Source organism: Amorphus sp. MBR-141 (assembly GCF_053628695.1).
Map to the genome: position 1 here is coordinate 305,857 of NZ_JBRJGW010000003.1, position 16,218 is coordinate 322,074.

13 protein-coding genes are annotated in these 16,218 nt (G+C 70.5%); 7 read left to right on the forward strand and 6 right to left on the reverse strand.

Annotated features, from left to right (window positions below):
* Positions 1-140: 140 nt before the first annotated feature.
* Complete coding sequence (locus tag ACSSVZ_RS06265; protein ID WP_453968930.1) at positions 141-1,190, reverse strand: PstS family phosphate ABC transporter substrate-binding protein; 1,050 nt, start codon at positions 1,188-1,190, stop codon at positions 141-143.
* 132 nt (positions 1,191-1,322) lie between these two features.
* A complete protein-coding gene (locus tag ACSSVZ_RS06270) occupies positions 1,323-2,693 on the reverse strand; it encodes an ATP-binding protein (protein WP_453968931.1) in 1,371 nt (456 codons plus the stop codon).
* 547 nt (positions 2,694-3,240) lie between these two features.
* Here ACSSVZ_RS06270 and msrP point away from each other — a divergent pair.
* Both msrP and ACSSVZ_RS06280 read left to right on the forward strand, forming a co-directional pair.
* Entirely contained in the window at positions 3,241-4,254 is a 1,014-nt protein-coding gene (msrP, locus tag ACSSVZ_RS06275) for a protein-methionine-sulfoxide reductase catalytic subunit MsrP (RefSeq protein WP_453968932.1), read from the forward strand.
* A gap of 139 nt (positions 4,255-4,393) precedes the next feature.
* A complete protein-coding gene (locus ACSSVZ_RS06280; protein ID WP_453968933.1) occupies positions 4,394-4,975 on the forward strand; it encodes a hypothetical protein in 582 nt (193 codons plus the stop codon).
* Between the two features lie 22 nt (positions 4,976-4,997).
* Here ACSSVZ_RS06280 and ACSSVZ_RS06285 read toward each other — a convergent pair whose 3' ends face one another.
* Complete coding sequence (locus tag ACSSVZ_RS06285) at positions 4,998-7,520, reverse strand: mechanosensitive ion channel family protein (protein WP_453968934.1); 2,523 nt, start codon at positions 7,518-7,520, stop codon at positions 4,998-5,000.
* 232 nt (positions 7,521-7,752) lie between these two features.
* Between ACSSVZ_RS06285 and ACSSVZ_RS06290 the strand changes: the two genes are divergently transcribed.
* From ACSSVZ_RS06290 to ACSSVZ_RS06300, 3 genes are all read left to right on the forward strand, one after another.
* Entirely contained in the window at positions 7,753-9,141 is a 1,389-nt protein-coding gene (locus tag ACSSVZ_RS06290; protein WP_453968935.1) for an ethanolamine ammonia-lyase subunit EutB, read from the forward strand.
* A complete protein-coding gene (gene eutC, locus ACSSVZ_RS06295) occupies positions 9,138-9,992 on the forward strand; it encodes an ethanolamine ammonia-lyase subunit EutC (protein ID WP_453968936.1) in 855 nt (284 codons plus the stop codon). Before ACSSVZ_RS06290 ends, eutC begins: the two co-directional genes overlap by 4 nt.
* Before the next feature lie 134 nt (positions 9,993-10,126).
* Positions 10,127-12,394, forward strand: coding sequence for a diguanylate cyclase (locus ACSSVZ_RS06300; RefSeq protein ID WP_453968937.1), 2,268 nt, complete (start codon positions 10,127-10,129; stop codon positions 12,392-12,394).
* Here the strand turns inward: ACSSVZ_RS06300 and ACSSVZ_RS06305 are convergent.
* The gene (locus ACSSVZ_RS06305) at positions 12,378-13,457 is read right to left on the reverse strand and encodes a glycosyl hydrolase family 8 (protein ID WP_453968938.1); all 1,080 of its coding nucleotides are present in this window, start codon (positions 13,455-13,457) and stop codon (positions 12,378-12,380) included. The genes ACSSVZ_RS06300 and ACSSVZ_RS06305 overlap by 17 nt on opposite strands.
* A gap of 168 nt (positions 13,458-13,625) precedes the next feature.
* On the opposite strand from ACSSVZ_RS06305, the gene ACSSVZ_RS06310 reads away from it, so the two are divergent.
* A complete protein-coding gene (locus tag ACSSVZ_RS06310; protein ID WP_453968939.1) occupies positions 13,626-14,096 on the forward strand; it encodes a hypothetical protein in 471 nt (156 codons plus the stop codon).
* A gap of 245 nt (positions 14,097-14,341) precedes the next feature.
* On the opposite strand, the gene ACSSVZ_RS06315 is transcribed toward ACSSVZ_RS06310, so the two are convergent.
* Positions 14,342-14,914 (reverse strand): sigma-70 family RNA polymerase sigma factor, encoded by a 573-nt coding sequence (locus tag ACSSVZ_RS06315; RefSeq protein ID WP_453968940.1) that lies wholly within the window; start codon positions 14,912-14,914, stop codon positions 14,342-14,344.
* Positions 14,911-15,132, reverse strand: coding sequence for a NepR family anti-sigma factor (locus ACSSVZ_RS06320; RefSeq protein ID WP_453968941.1), 222 nt, complete (start codon positions 15,130-15,132; stop codon positions 14,911-14,913). Before ACSSVZ_RS06320 ends, ACSSVZ_RS06315 begins: the two co-directional genes overlap by 4 nt.
* A gap of 246 nt (positions 15,133-15,378) precedes the next feature.
* Here ACSSVZ_RS06320 and ACSSVZ_RS06325 point away from each other — a divergent pair, with 246 nt between their 5' ends.
* Positions 15,379-16,179 (forward strand): response regulator, encoded by an 801-nt coding sequence (locus tag ACSSVZ_RS06325; RefSeq protein ID WP_453968942.1) that lies wholly within the window; start codon positions 15,379-15,381, stop codon positions 16,177-16,179.
* Positions 16,180-16,218: the final 39 nt, after the last annotated feature.

The window sequence follows — 16,218 nt, forward strand, 5'->3', positions numbered from 1 at the left end:
CAAGTTCAGGCGCGACAATCAAGACCCCGAGCGATTTCCCGGCGTTCGGATCGCCTCGAGGGGACCGAAGGGGGGCGCAAGGGAAGCCGGCGGGCGCACGGTCGTGCACCCGCCGGTCCAGATGTCGAACAGGAGCCGGATCAGCCCTTCGGCGCCTGCATGGAGGTGCCGTTGACGGCTTCGTCGGTGGTCTGCTCACGCTTCTCGTCGGAAAGGGACGTGAGGCCCCGCTCCTTCAGGTAGCCGTCAGACCCGAGCGCGTCCTCGGAGACGTACTCCTCGATGAACGCCTGCAGGCCCGGGATCGCGTTGCGGTGCGCGTTCTTGATGTAGAAGTAGAGCGGCCGCGCGATGTCGTACTCGCCGGAAGCGATCGTGTCGAAGGACGGCTCGACGCCGTTCACGGCCACGGCCTTCAGCTTGTCCTCGTTCTCGTACAGGAACGAGTAGCCGAAGATGCCCAGCGAATTCGGGTCGGCTTCGATGCGCTGAACGATCAGGTTGTCGTTCTCGCCGGCTTCGATGAACGGGCCGTCGGACCGCATGCGCGAGCAGATCTGCTCCCACTTGTCCCCATCGGACTTCTTCATCGCCGCCATCATCTCGTACGCGTTGCAACCATCGTGCATGGTGAGCTCGACGAACGCGTCACGGGTGCCGGACGTCGGCGGGGGGCCGAACACGGTGATGGCCACATCCGGGAGTTCCGGATTGATCTCGGACCACTTCTTGTAGGGATTGTCCTTGATCTCGCCGTCGACCGGGACCTGCGCGGCCAGCGCGGTGAAGAGGTCCTTCTCGGTCAGCTTCCAGTCGGCGTCGGACTGGCGCGAAACGGCGATCGACAGGCCGTCGTAGCCGATGAGGACTTCGGTCACGTCCGTCACGCCGTTGGCCTGGCAGAGCTCGTACTCGGACTTCTTCATCGCGCGCGACGCGCCGGTGATGTCCGGATGATCGGCGCCGACACCGGCGCAGAAGATCTGCATGCCGCCGCCGGTACCGGTCGATTCCACCACCGGGGCCGGGAATTCCGTCGAATTGGCGAACTGCTCGGACACCGCCTGGGTGTACGGGAACACCGTCGAAGAACCGACGATGCGGATCTGATCGCGCGCCTCGGCCGCGCCGGCCAGAAGGATGCTCGTCGATGCAAGCGCGATGGCGCACGTAAGAGCTTTGGTTTTCACCTGGAATCTCCCTGGGTTGGGACTTGGTATGGATGGCGCCCTACTTAAGGAAACAGGCTATGAAGGCCGCGCCGGACACCGACGATCTCTAGCCGCCGGACGCCACCGTTCTATGAAAGCGCAGTGATCCTTTTATGACAGTTTAACTTGTTGATTTTGCTTGACTTCGGCGAGCGGGTCGGAAATCGCCTCCGGCGCGGGCTGCAGCTCCAGCCGGATCGTGAAGGTTGCCCCCTTGTCGGGCTGGCTGTGGATCGACAGCCGGCCCCGGTGGCGGGTCAGGATGTGCTTGACGATGGCCAGCCCCAGCCCGGTGCCCTTGTTCGCCCGGCTGGTCGTCACGTCGACCCGGTAGAAGCGCTCGGTCAGCCGCGGCAGGTGCTCGGGCGGGATGCCGGGTCCCCAGTCGCGCACCGAGACGACGGCCAGGTCCCCGCCGGCGCGGCTCTCGCGCTCGGCGAACACCGACACCCGCTCGCCGGGCGCCCCGTACTTGATGCCGTTCTCGATCAGGTTGTCGAACACCTGCACCAGTTCGTCGTGCTCGCCGCGCACCCACAGCGGCGCTTCGGCCGCGTCGAAGTGCAGCGCCATGCCGGAATCGGCCGCCACCGGCTTGAGGGAATCGACCGCCGAACGGGCGACGGCGACCAGGTCGACGAGCCCTTTCGGCCGCACGTGCGCCCGCATCTCGATCTGCGACAGCGACAGCAGATCGTCGATCAGCCGGCGCATCCGCTCCGCCTGGTCGTGCATGATGACGAGGAAGCGCTCGCGGGCCGGCTCGTCCCGGCGCGCCGGCCCCTGCAGCGTCTCGATGAAGCCGGTGAGCGAGGCGAGCGGCGTGCGCAGTTCGTGGCTGGCGTTGGCGACGAAGTCCTCGCGCATCCGCTCCAGCCGGCGCTGCTCGGTGAGGTCGCGCACCAGCACGCAGATCAGGTGCCCGTAGCGCGACTCGCCGGGCGGCTCGGTCGGGGTGGAGAACGGCGACACGTAGGCCTCGTACCAGCGCTCGGTCGGCACCTTCTCCGACCAGTGGATGTGGTCGGCCCGGTGCTCGCTCAGCGCCCGCTCCATCGCCTCCAGGAACACCGGCACGCGCAGCTTGAAAGACAGCGGATCACCGATGCGGACCGCGCCGAGCTGGTCGCCGGCCGCCCGGTTGGCGAACCGGACGAGCCCCTTCCGGTCGACCAGGAAGCAGGGGTCGGGCAGCGCGTCGATCGCCACGCGCATCGCCTTCGGCGGCGTCAGGTCGCGGTCGCGCCAGGGGCCGCGCTCGGCGGAGGCTGGCGCCCGCGCCTCGCGCGCCCGGCTCATCAGCGAGGCGGCGACCACCGCGGCCACGCCGAGGACGGCGACCACGGGCGGAACCTCCCAGCGGATCGCAATGCCGCCGAGCACCAGCGCCGCGACGGCGCCGGGCATCAGCAGGCCCATCCAGCGGCGCGCGGAATTCACCGTCGCCGCAGGTGGCCGATCTGCGGTCGGCTGGGGGGCCATTGCAGTCGTTCCCTCCGCGGGCCCGCGCGCGCCCTGACCGCGAGCCTCACTGTTTTCTCCCGCGGCGACGTCATCGTCCGGGGATGGTCCGACGAGCTCGACGACGTGTGCGTCGCTCGGCGTCTGGGCATCGCGATGATCGTCTGTTTCTTTAGGATTCACATGACACCCCGTCGGGACCGGTTTCCGGGACCCTCCGTCTCGATGGCGAAATGCCCCGAAACCATTGCTCAATGGGCGATATGCGGGCGATCCGTCAAAGCATTTTCGGCCCGGCGCGCCGCCGCTTCAAGGGCCGGGCGGCGCATTCGCGGTGGCGCCCAGGCGGCGAATCACCCCCGCAGCCGGGCCGGGAGTGACGAAACGGTGATTTGTGCCCGAGGATGATCGGGCCAAAGATTCGGCGTGTGGCAGCGCGGAGTGAACCGAGTTCCTGCCACGTCCGTAATCAGGGTGAGTGGATCGGCTGCGCGTGCGCCCGGTCCGCCGCAGAACGAGCGCCCGTTGCCGGGCGCCCCGTCCGCACCGAACCGACAGAGACCGTGCCATGTTCGTCAGAAGACGCCGGGGTTGGGACATTCCCGAACGCGAAGCGACGCCGGAAGGCATCTACCTCTCCCGCCGCGCCCTGCTGGGGGCCGCCGGGCTCGGAACGGTGGCCGCCGCCGCGGCGGCGCCGACGCCGGCCCGTGCGCTGTTCAGCTCGCTGTTCGGCTCCAAGGAGACCCTCGCGGCGACGTTCGACACCTCGTCCGATCCGACCGCCGGCCTCTACCCGTTCAAGCGCAACGACGCCTTCACCATCGACCGGCCGCTGACCGAGGAGATGGTGTCCGGCAGCTACAACAATTTCTACGAGTTCGGCTCCCACAAGGAGATCTGGCAGGCCGCCCAGGCGCTGAAGACCCATCCGTGGACCGTCACCATCGACGGCATGGTGGAGGAGGAGAAGACCGTCGACGTCGACGCGCTGATCCGGGCGATGCCGCTGGAGGAGCGCCTCTACCGCCACCGCTGCGTCGAGGCGTGGTCGATGACCGTGCCGTGGTCCGGCTTCCCGATGAAGGCCCTCGTCGACTACGCCCGGCCGCTCGGCTCGGCGACGTACGTGAAGATGGAGACCTTCCTCGACCCGAAGGTCGCCAGCGGCCAGAACCAGACCTGGTATCCGTGGCCCTACGTGGAGGGCCTCACCATCGCGGAGGCCACCAACGAGCTCGCCTTCCTGGTGACCGGCGTCTACGGCAAGCCGGCGCCGAAGCAGTTCGGCGCGCCGCTGCGCCTCGCCACCCCGTGGAAGTACGGCTTCAAGTCGGCCAAGTCGCTGGTCCGCTTCACCTTCACCGACGAGCGCCCGACCACCTTCTGGGAGGCGCTGGGGCCGACCGAGTACGGCTTCTGGGCCAACGTCAATCCGGCCGTGGCGCACCCGCGCTGGAGCCAGGCGCAGGAGCGCGTGCTCGGCACCGGCGAGACGGTCCCGACCCAGATCTACAACGGCTACGGCGACTACGTGGCCGCCCTCTACGCCGACAAGACCGGCGAGAAGCTGTTCATGTAGCGCCCCGGCGCGGGCCCGGCCGGCGCCGGGCCGCCGCGCCCCCCATCTGGGGAATTCGGTCCGCCGCGCCGGTGCCTACCCTCCCGAGCGATCGCGGGCGTCCGGCCGGGACGCCGCCTCTGCCCAGGAGCCCCCGCCCATGTCCCACCGGATGATCGCCGCCTCGGCCCTTGCGGCCGGCCTCGCGCTTGGCCCCGCCGCGCCGCTCCACGCCCAGACGCTGATGGAGGAGATGGCCGACGAGGCCGCCTGGGAGGAGCAGCGGGAGGCGGCGCCGAAGGTCTGCTTCGCCGTGCCGGCGAGCGCCGGCTTCCAGCGGGTCGACGCGCCCGCCGGCACGGTCTTCTACAAGGCCGACGTCGCCTGGGCGGCCCAGTGGAGCGCCGGCCCGGGCTGGCCGCCCACCGGCTCGGCCGGCTACACCGGCCAGGAGGACAAGCCCTACAAGCCCGGCCTGTTCTCCGACGCCATGAACGACGCCGCCGACCCGGCGAAGCGCGGCCCGAAGCGCACCTTCGTCGCCCGGCTCCCCTACGGGGCGCTGCTCATGTGGGCGAACGACAGCTTCGTCTACATGGACGCGCCCTACGACTACGGAAAGCAGTACGCGGTGCCCGGCGGCGCGGCGCGCAGCGTCTTCTTCGGCATCAACGAGGCCAAGGACCAGCTCGGCGACAACGTCGGCGACCTCAGCGTCTGCGCCTTCTACAAGCGCGGCTGACGCGCGTCCCGGCCGGCGCCGCTCAGCCGCCCGTGCCGCCCGGACGCGGGCCGCGGGCGAACGACCAGAAGCTGCGCCGCGCCCGGTGCGCCTTCATCTGTCCGTCCGCCACCTGGCTGGCGACGTCCGGCGCCCCCTCGGGCGGATAGGCGAGCGTGCTGGCGGTGCGGGCGATCTCCTCGCCGCTGAAGTTGGGGAACGGCAGCCGGCGCTCCTTCCGCCAGCCGTCGACGGCCGCCTCGGCGCGCGCCGTCGCGCCGCCGTCGATGCCGCCGTCGCGGCCGACATAGAGCGTCTGGGAGGGCAGCGCGAAGCCGGTGCCGGAACCCGCCACCACCTCCATCATGCGCAGATAGATGTCCTCGCGGATCGCCAGGAACTCCGACCAGTCGGTCGACTGCACGTAGGCGAACACCTCGATCTCCAGCGCGTCGTCGCCGAACGCCACCAGCCGCACCCGCGCCGGGTCCTCGGTCACCTTCGGGTGGGCGATCAGCAGCCGCCTGAGCTCCGCCAGCACGAAGCGCAGCTGGTCCGGCGTCGTCTCGTAGCGCAGCCGGAACGTCTTGTGCATCAGCATGCGGTCGCGCTTGCCGTAGTTCTCCAGGTGCAGGGTGACGAAGTCGGCGTTCGGCACCGCCACCAGCGTGCGGTCGAGGGTGCGCAGCGAGGTCGAGCGGATGCCGATCCGCTCCACCGTGCCGATGCGGTCGCCGAACCGGCAGAAGTCGCCGACCGCCAGCGGTTTGTCGGCGAACAGGATGAACCCGGAGATGATGTTCTCCAGCGTCGAGCGGGCGGCGAGCGCCACCGCCAGGCCGCCGATGCCCAGCCCGGCGAGCGCCGCGCCGTAGGGAATGTTCAGCGCCTCCGCCAGCAGCAGGAAGTTGCCGAGCACGATCGCCACCTTCAGCACGCCGACCAGCAGCGAGGCGAGGATGTCGCCGCGCTGGCTGATCAGCCCGGCCCGGTCGAGCATCGCGCGGACCGCGTCGACGAGCCAGAACTCGATGGGGATGGCGCCGGCGATCATCGCCACGACGGCCACCGCCAGGACGGCCCCGGCGAAGTTGTCCGGCAGGCCGAGCAGCAGCAGCCCGCCGTAGCTGATCAGCCCGAAGACGATGAGCCGGACGCCCCACTGGGCGGCGCGCGACCTGGACACGCCGCCCGCCTCGCCGTCGGCGCGCTCGCCCAGCACCAGCCCGACCAGCCGGCCGATCAGGAAGCTGATGGTCAGCGTGGCCACGAGGGCGAACAGGAACGCCGCCACCATCGCCGCCCACTGCCAGGTCTCCAGCGGCCCGAGCGGCCGCAGCAGCCCCGGTGACACCTCGCCGAGGGCGCTGCGGATCCTGAAGAAGGTCGCCTGGGCCGGGCGGTACAGCGGCAGCACCACCGAGGCCGGCGGCAGATCCTCGGTCGCGGTGAACAGCTGCCGCACCGAGCGCAGCGTCTCGGGCGTGAACTTCCACTGCACGCCCTCGTCGCCGGCATCCATGGGGGCGATGACGATGTCGCCGCTCGGATGGGTGAAGTGGACGTAGGGCGTCCGGCTGTCCGGATCGTTCGGCACCTCCTGGTAGACGACCTCGCCGAGGCGGGCCAGCACCTGCTCCAGATACTCCGCCAGCAGCACCGCCTCGCGCTCCCGGCCGACCGGGCTCAGCTCGGAGAGGTCGAGCGCCGCCACGGCCGTGTCGAGGCCGCCGGGACCGACCCGCATGCTGTCGATAAACGCCTCCATCGTGTCGCGCGGGGTCTTCAGGCGGAAGATGTGGTTGTCCGGCGGCAGCCGGCCGCCGCTCCGCTCGAGCAGGTCGGCGAGACGGGTCTCCAGCGTCTCGACCGGCGGGGCGGCGAGAAACCAGGCGCCGTCCTGCTGCGCGAACGCCAGCTCGAACGTCTGGCCGTCGAAGCGCGACAGCGTCACCACCGCCCGCTCGCCCGCCGCCGACGTCTGCTGGCGAATGTCTTCCAGCTGGAACTCGAACTGGTCGATCACCGCCGCCAGGAGGTCCACTTCCCGCAGCTGGTCGCGCCTGTCGATCGGCGCGCCGTCGAAGGCGAGCAGCCCGAGCAGGTCGTCGAGATATTCGAGCTGGCCGTTGTCCACGGCATCGGCGATCACCAGGAACGCATGGAGCACATCCGCCGGGCTGGCCTGGGAGACGTTGGTTTCGGCCTTGACCGTCTCCGGGGTGATCCGCGCGCCGGTCCACCAGGCCTCCTGGCCGAACCGGCCCATGAAGCTCTGCCCGTCGGCGGACAGGACGAACTCCAGCCTGCCGCTGTCGTTGGGCTCCTGCCAGGTGCCGACGAGGCGACGCCCGTCGACCGTTCCCTCCAGCGTGCCGCCGTAGAGCGGATACTGGCCGGTGACCCGGTCGCCGTCCTGCCGCAGCGTCAGCCGGGCGCCGCCGTCCAGCCAGCGGGTGTCCCAGATGCCGGCCCAGTCGCCGTCCTGGGCCTCGGCCGCGGACCCCGCCGCGCCGATCAGGGCAGCCGCGATGCACATCGTCCGCGCCAACGTCTTCCAGGCCATCCGGACCGCCCCCATCGCCAACGCACACCCCCTTCGAACCGCTTCGCCCGCTGGTGGCGGGCATCTCAGCCGCCCGCCGTCCCCTTACCGACTACACCATTGTCCCGGCACGCTGAACCGCCCCCGCGCCCAAGGGCCCGCCGGGCAATCGCGGTTTGACGCCGCCGGCCCGTCCGGGGGAAGATCGCCGGCGCGTCACCCCGAGAGCCATCGTGATCCAGGAGCACCGCCGATGGCCTATCGCATCGCCGCCGGCCGCCAGACCCACGTCTTCGCCGACCTGAAGGAGGTGATGGCCAAGGCCACGCCGATCCGCTCCGGCGACATGCTCGCCGGCATCGCCGCCGGCTCGGCGGAGGAGGCCGTCGCCGCCCGCATGTGCCTCGCCGACGTGCCGCTCGCCGCCTTCCTTACCGAGGCGCTGGTGCCCTACGAGACCGACGAGGTGACCCGGCTGATCCTCGACGGTCACGACGCCCGCGCCTTTGCGCCGATCGCCGCGCTGACGGTCGGCGGCTTCCGCGACCATCTCCTGTCGGAGGCGGCCGACACCGCCGCGCTCGCCGCCCTCGCCCCGGGCATCACCCCGGAGATGGCCGCCGCCGTCTCCAAGCTGATGCGCAATCAGGACCTGATCCTGGTCGCCGCCAAGTGCCGCAAGGTCACGCAGTTCCGCAACACCATCGGCCTGCCGGGCCGGATGGCGGTGCGGCTGCAGCCCAACCACCCGACCGACGACCCCGCCGGCGTCGCCGCCTCCATCGTCGACGGGCTGCTCTACGGCTGCGGCGACGCGGTGATCGGCATCAACCCGGCCTCGGATTCCACCGACACCATGGCCGGCCTCGCCCGCCTCATCGACGGCCTCATCACCCGCTTCGAGATCCCCACCCAGGCCTGCGTGCTCACCCACGTCACAACGTCGCTGGAGTTGATCGAGGCGGGCGTGCCCATCGACCTGGTGTTCCAGTCGATCGCCGGCACCGAGGCCGCCAACGCCGCCTTCGGCATCGACCTCAAGCTGCTCGCCGAGGGCCGCGACGCCGCCCTGTCCCTGAAGCGCGGCACGGTCGGCGACAACGTCATGTACTTCGAGACGGGCCAGGGCTCGGCGCTGTCGGCCGGCGCCCACCACGGCGTCGACCAGCAGACGCTGGAGGCGCGCGCCTACGGCGTCGCCCGGGCCTACGAGCCGCTGCTCGTCAACACCGTCGTCGGCTTCATCGGCCCGGAATATCTCTACGACGGCAAGCAGATCATCCGCGCCGGGCTGGAGGACCATTTCTGCGGCAAGCTGCTCGGCCTGCCGATCGGCTGCGACGTCTGCTACACCAACCACGCCGAGGCCGATCAGGACGACATGGACACGCTGCTGACGCTCCTCGCCGTGGCCGGCGTCACCTTCGTCATGGGGGTTCCCGGCGCCGACGACGTGATGCTCAACTACCAGTCCACCTCGTTCCACGACCAGCTCTACGTCCGCGAGGTGCTGGGCCTGAAGCGCGCGCCCGAGTTCGAGGACTGGCTCGTCCGCACCGGCATCACCGATGACGCCGGCCGCCTGCGTCCCGCTGCCGGCGCGGCGGCCCTTCTGGAGGCGCCGCTGGCGTTCGCCGGATGAGCGGCGGCGTCCCCGACGGCTGGCGGCGCCTGGCCGCCCTCACCCCGGCGCGGATCGCGCTGGGCCGCACCGGGGCGAGCCTTCCGACCCGCGAGGTGCTGCGGCTGGCGCTCGCCCACGCCCAGGCCCGCGACGCCGTCCACGCGCCCTTCGATGCCGCCGCCATGGTGTCCGCCATCGAGGCGCTCGGTCTGCCCGCCCTGTCGGTCGCGACCGAGGCCACCTCCCGCGATCTCTATCTGCGCCGGCCCGACTGCGGGCGCCGCCTCGATGCGGCGAGCGCGGCGCACCTCGATCTCGACCGGCTGGAGCGGGAGGCGGGCGGGCGCGCCGATGCCCCAACTGCCGACGCCGCCACCGCCGGGGCAGCCGCGCCGGCACCGCCGGGCGACCGGGCGCCGGACCTCGCCATCGTCGTCGGCGACGGCCTGTCGGCCACCGGCGTCGCCGCCAACGCGGTGCCGCTGATGGTTGCCCTCCGCCCGCATCTCCGCCGCCTCGGCCTGTCGTTGGCGCCGGTCGTGGTCGCTACCGGCGCCCGGGTGGCGCTCGGCGACGAGGTCGGCGCGCGCCTTGCCGTCCCGATGACGCTGGTGCTGATCGGCGAGCGCCCGGGCCTGTCCTCCCCCGACAGCCTCGGCGCCTACCTCACGTTCGGGCCCCGCCCCGGCCGCCGCGACGCCGAGCGCAACTGCGTCTCCAACATCCGCGCCGGCGGGCTTTCCCCCGACGCCGCCGCAGCCCGCATCGCCTGGCTCATCGAGGCGGCCTTCCGGCTGCGGCTCACCGGCGTCCGGCTGAAGGACCAGAGCCCGGCAGCGCTCGCAGCCCCGGACGGCAATCGGCCATAAAGACGCGCGGCTTGCACCCCGTCCCGCTTCGCGCCACGCTGTGCTACTGAAATATGAACCGCTCGCGGCTTTCCGCGATCGCGGCGCGGCCGCGGCGGCCGGGCGCGAACGGGGCACGGGGAACGCACGTCCGGATGGCGCACACGTCGAAGCCGAAAACCAGCAGGCGACCGAGTATCGTCGCGATACTTCTGGGCAACCTCGTCCTCTTCCTGCTCCCGACGATCGCCATCGTCGCGGCGTTCGTCTACGAAATCCAGCGGTCCGAAACCACCCAGACCCTCCAGTTCCTGCAGACCGAGGCGCGGTCGCTGTCGAACGGCACGTCGGCGGAGATCACCGACGCGCAGCTGTTCATGCGGCTGGCCCGCCGGGCGCTCACCCCGCTCGTCGAGCGCGGCGACCTGGCCGGCTGCCAGGCGGTGTCCGCCGAGCTCGAGAACGGCGAAGGCACGCTCACCGGCTTCTTCGTCGCCGATTCGAGCGGCGCCATCGTCTGCGCCTCCGATCCGGCCCGGCGCGGCGCCTCCATCGCCACTTCCGATGCGTTCCAGACCCTGCGCCTGGGCGGACGGCTCTTCCTCGGCGAAGCCCGGCTCGACGCCAATGGCCGCGCCCGCATCCCGGTCTCGCTCGGCTGGCGCGCCGCCGACGACGCGTTCGCCGGCGTGGTCGGCGCCGAGATCGATCTCGGCGTGGTGCTCGCCAAGGCCCGCAGCGGCTATGCCCTGCCGGAGAGCGTCGTGATCCTGTCCTCCGGCGACGGGCTGGTGCTCGCCCAGATCCCCGATCCCGGCGGCCGCGTCGGCAGCCGCGTCCAGGGCGCCGACGCGCCGTTCGTCGACGGCGTCGACCGCGAATGGTCCCACCAGCAGATCGCCGTGGCCGGCGACCTGCTGCGCCTGTCGGTGGGCGTGCCGCGCACCATCATCGAGGCGCGGACGGCCCGCGTCGCCTGGTGGGTGTTCGCCGCCCTGGCCGGCCTCGTCGTGCTGGCGCTGCTTCTCGGCCTCGCCGTCGCCTCCTATTTCGTGCGACGGCCGGCCCGCGCGCTGGTCGGCACCGCCGCCAAGCTCGGATCCGGCGACCGCAGCGCCCGCGCCGGCGACATCGGCGGCGCCCGCGAACTGGCGACGCTCGGCACCGCCTTCGACCAGATGGCCGCCAACCTCGACGCCCGCGAGCAGGAGACCGAGCGCTACCGCGTCGCCCTCGAGGAGGCCCGTGACGACCTGGAGGTGCGCGTCAGGGAGCGCACCCGCGACCTCGGCCTGATGACCGAGAAGGCCCAGGCGCGCGCCGAGACCGTCGAGCGCCGCTTCGAGCACGAAACCCGGCTGCGCGAGATCGTCACGCTGATCCAGGCCAGCCAGGACGTCGACGAATGCGCCGACATCCTGCGCGCCCGCATGCACGACCTGTTCCCCGGCACCTGCGGCGCGCTGGCGCTGTTCGCCGACACCCGCAGCGAACTGCAGACCGTCGCGCGCTGGGGCGACAAAAGCGCCTTCCTGGAGACCTACACGCCGGAGAAGTGCTGGGGGCTCCGCCTCGGCACGCCGCACCGGTCCGGTCGCGACGGCAAGGGCAATCCGCGCTGCCGCCACATCGAGGATCCCGCCCTCGACGTGGTCTGCGCGCCGATCCTGATCCAGGGCGAGGCGCGCGGGGTCATCTCCGTCGACCTCTCCGACATGCCGGAGGAAATGGTCGGCCACGACGGCGAGCGGGCGATCTCCACCATCGAGACCGCCGCCGCGTCGATCGGAATCGCGCTCTACAACGTCCGCCTGCGCGGCGCGCTCAGGAAGCTGACGATCCGCGACGCGCTCACCGGCCTGCACAACCGGCGCTTCGCCGACGACGTGGTCGCCAAGGAGATTTCCCGCGCCCGCCGGACCAGCCAGCCGGTGACGCTGGTGCGCATCGACATCGACCGCTTCAAGATGATCAACGACGAGTTCGGCTTCGAGGCGGGCGACACGGTGATCCGCGAGATGGCCGGGCTGATCGAGCACTTCTTCCGCTACGAGGACGTCTGCAGCCGCTACGGCGGCCAGGACTTCCTCATCGTCATGGTCGCCGCCACCAAGATCGACGCCATGCGCCGGTGCGAGATCCTGCGCAGCCGCCTCGGCGACCACAATTACTTCTACCGCGGCATGGCGCTGCCGCGGATCTCGGTGTCGATGGGCGTCGCCACCTTCCCCGAAGACGGCGCGACGGAAGAGGCCGTGCTCGCGGCGGTGGAGGCGGCGCTGTCGACCGCCAAGCACGACGGCCGCGACCGGGTCATCGGGGCCCCCGGCGTGCCGTCCGCCGAGGCGCCCCAGGCCGCCCCGTCGAAGCCAGCCACCCCCGCGACCCCAGCCGCCCCGTCCGAGCCTAAAGACACGCCGTGAAGTGGCGCCGCAGGACCGACAGCACCATCAGGTGCAGGGTCGAGGCGAAGTAGGTGGTGGTGCGGAACCGCGTCAGCTCCTCCGGCATGCGGGTGCCGTGCAGCGCGCAGGCGACCAGGGCGGCGATCGCCTTGTAGCCGGGCTCGTTCATCTGCCCGAGGACGGCGCCGGTGCGCACGTTGATCACCGCCGGCCCGTCGGCGCCGGGGCCGTTCCAGGCCCGGTCGAACGGCATCAGCTGCTCGCGCGGCACCACCCCGCTGAACAGCAGATAGAGCGGAATGCGGACGGCGTCGTAGCTCGACAGCGGCGGAAACGCGTTGGCGGGCTGCGGCCGCTGAGGGTCGGCGACCGAGGTCCAGTTCGACGGCAGCGCATAGCGGCCGGAGGCGGAGGCGAGCGTCAGCCCGAGCCCGGACTCGATCAGGCCGCGCCACATGCCGTCGGGCAGCACCAGGTTGAAATAGGGAAACGCCGGGTAGATCCAGTAGGACAGGTTGATCACCGGGCCGTCGCGCTGCTCCTCGGCGCTGAAGCCCTGCAGGCCGGGCTTCAGCAGCGTCGCCTCCCGGCGCCGGTAGATCAGCCGCTCGGCGACGGCGCGGATGATGACGGCGGCTTCGTCGACGTAGCCCCGCTCCTCCCACTTCAGCCCGGCCAGCAGCAGCGCCCAGGCGATGAAGATGTCGCCGTCGGAGGCGTCGTTGCGGTCCTCGATCGGCGGCACCGTGTACGGGTTCCACTTCCAGTAGAACAGTGGCGCCGTCGGCATCCGCATCTCTTCGCGGGTGAACTTCCAGATCAGCTCGAAATCGTCGCGCGCCCCGGCCTCGACGGCGAGCAGCATGCTGTAGCCCTGCCCCTCGCTGTGGGAGATCATGCCGTTCTCGAAATCGACCACCCGGCCGGAGGGCTTCATGAACGCCGAGCGATAGGCGTTCCATTCCTCGGCCGAGATCGAGTCGATCCGCAACGACGCGATGTCGAGCTGGGCCTCGGCCCGGGAGAGGGCTGCGGCCGCGCACATGATGCAGCATATGAGGGCCAGAAGCCTTGGCCGCATTCCGAGCATGTTCTCACTGACTGTGTCGCTGGACCGGGGCGGCCACCGGCCATCGTGGACGATGTCGCCGCGTTTCGATAGTCCGCCGCCCCGGCCGGGCTTGCCGGTCCGCGCCGGATTTCCCATCTCTGCGACATCAGACGTTCACAATCGACTGACGGAACCGAAATGACCACCCTGCGCCGGCACGGTCCGGCTGGATCCACGCCGTTCGCGGCCGCCCCAACCCGCGGGCACGGCGGCGCGACCTCCTCCCGCCGCCCCCTCCGCCTCGTGGCGATCGGGGACACTCTCGGCGCCGACGTCGCGCTGGTCGCCGGCAGTCGCGGCGCGGTGCACGTGCCGGCCACCGGCACGGGCGTCCGGCCCCTCCTCGCGGCGCTGGCCGCCATCGCCCGCGCCGACCTCGTGCTGGTCGCCGAGGATGCGCGCGGGCCGCTCGCATGGGTTGCCGGGCACCTGAAGTCACCCGATAGGCGGGTGGCGATCGGGGCACGCACGGGCGCCCACGCGGCCGCGCGCGATGCCTATTACTCGGCGATCGCGCGCGCCCTCATCCGGGTCGATCGCGAGGGGCTGTTTTCCTACACGGACCGCGCAAAGCTCGCGGCCGCCGGGCACGCAGTCGTCGCGCACTGAGCCGCGCGCGCACGCGCACCCCGCCGCGCGCAGCAAAGGCCGCGCAAAGCCCCGAAAAAGCGCCCGAATGCGCAGCTGTGTCCCGCGATGTGCCCATTCGGCTGCGCACTGCGGAAAGCTTCGATAAATCAGGGGCTTGACGTAGTGCGCAGGGTGCGCACGCGGCTGTGCGCGCGCATTTGGGCGGTTCAGGCAGGCGCGCGCGCGCCGGGGCCGGAAGGCGTCGCCTCCCCCGGCCCGCCTGCTCAGGCGACCGAGCGCCCCTTCGACTGGATGTTGCTGATGATCGGCGAGGCGATGGAGTCGGGCCCGTAGTCGGCGACGGAATCGACCGACAGCAGCTGGGCCAGGCGGGTGCGGGCCCGGTTGACGCGGCTCTTCACCGTGCCCACCGCGCAGCCGCAGATTTCGGCGGCCTCTTCATAGGAAAAGCCCGAGGCCCCGATCAGGACGAGGGCCTCCTTCTGGTCGGCCGGGAGCGTTTCCAGCACCCGGCGGAAGTCGTCCAGGTCCATGTGCCCGAACTGCTCGGGATGGCTCGACAGCTTGGCCGCCATCGCACCGTCGGCATCCTCCACCTCGCGCCGCTTCTTGCGGAACTCCGAGTAGAAGGCGTTGCGCAGGATCGTGAACAGCCAGGCCCGCATGTTGGTGCCGGGCTGAAACCGCTCCAGCGAGGTCCACGCCTTCATCAGCGCTTCCTGGACGAGATCGTCCGCCTGATCGGCGTTTCCGGTCAGCGACAGGGCGAACGCGCGCAGGTTCGGAATGTGCTGGAGCAATTCCTTGCGCGGGTTCATTTCCTTGCCCGTGCTCATGATTTGCGCCCTCCGCCGGGCTTTTCGTCGTCCCGGGCAGAGGGTAACGAATCCAGCTGCTCGAGCAGCGAAACGAGCCGATCGGGGATCGGCTCGCTCAGATACGAATCGTACATTGCCTTGAGCTTTCGGCCGATCTGAGCCTGCAACTGCGGCTCAAGACTTGGGCCGTCGGGTGCCGATTCCATCATGGGATCGGTCGGCGTATCGTCGGCCACGTCCTTGTCATCCTTTTTTCTCAACACTTGCCTGCCAACATTTCTGTCCGCCCCACCAAAACGTCCCTGGTCAGCCCTCGGACGTCCATCGTCTTTAGCCTAGGCTAACGCGCTCGGTCAGGGCGGGTTCCCGACAATTGACATTTTTTTGGCGCCGAATCGGAACCATTCGGCTCGGACGGCGTTCGGAACGAGCGATGAACTGAGGCTGCGTTCCGTTGCAGTCGTTGAAGGGGGTTTTTTTCTATGTCGATTGCCATGGCAATTGCGCCGCATCTTCCATACCTGCGGCGGTTCGCGCGTGCGCTCACGGGCAGCCAGGCAGGTGGCGACGCCTATGTCGCAGCCTGCCTCGAGGCGATCATTGCCGAACCGGCCCTGTTCGACGAGACGCTCGAGCCGCGCGTCGCGGTCTACCGTGTCCTTCTGGGCATCTGGGATTCCATCGACATCAACCGCCATGTCGACACCTCCGACCTTCCGCACGAGCGGAATCTGGAGGCGATGACCCCGCGGGCCCGGCAGGCGTTCCTGCTGACCACCGTCGAGGGCTTCTCGGTGTCCCAGGCCGCCACCGTTCTCGACACCGACGAGAGCGGCGTCTCCGAGCTTCTCGACGAAGCCGGCCACGAGATTGCCTCGCAGGTCGCCACCTCGGTGATGATCATCGAGGACGAGCCGCTGATCGCGATGGACATCGAGCTGCTCGTCGAGGGCCTCGGCCATCAGGTGGCCGGCATCGCCCGGACCCACAGCGAAGCCGCGGCGCTGGCGCGCCGGACCAATCCCGGCATGATCCTCGCCGACATCCAGCTTGCCGACGGCAGCTCGGGCCTGGAGGCCGTCAACGAGCTTCTCGAGGAAATCGACGTGCCGGTGATCTTCATCACCGCCTATCCGGAGCGGCTGTTGACCGGCGAACGGCCGGAGCCGGCGTTCCTGGTGACCAAGCCGTTCGAGCCGGAAGTCGTGAAGGCCGTGATCAGCCAGGCGCTGTTCTTCGACACCCGCGCCGGCAAGCCGCGCGCCGTTGCCGCCGCCGGCTGAGGCCGCCGCCGCACGGCCGGCCGTGCCATCCCGAATCGT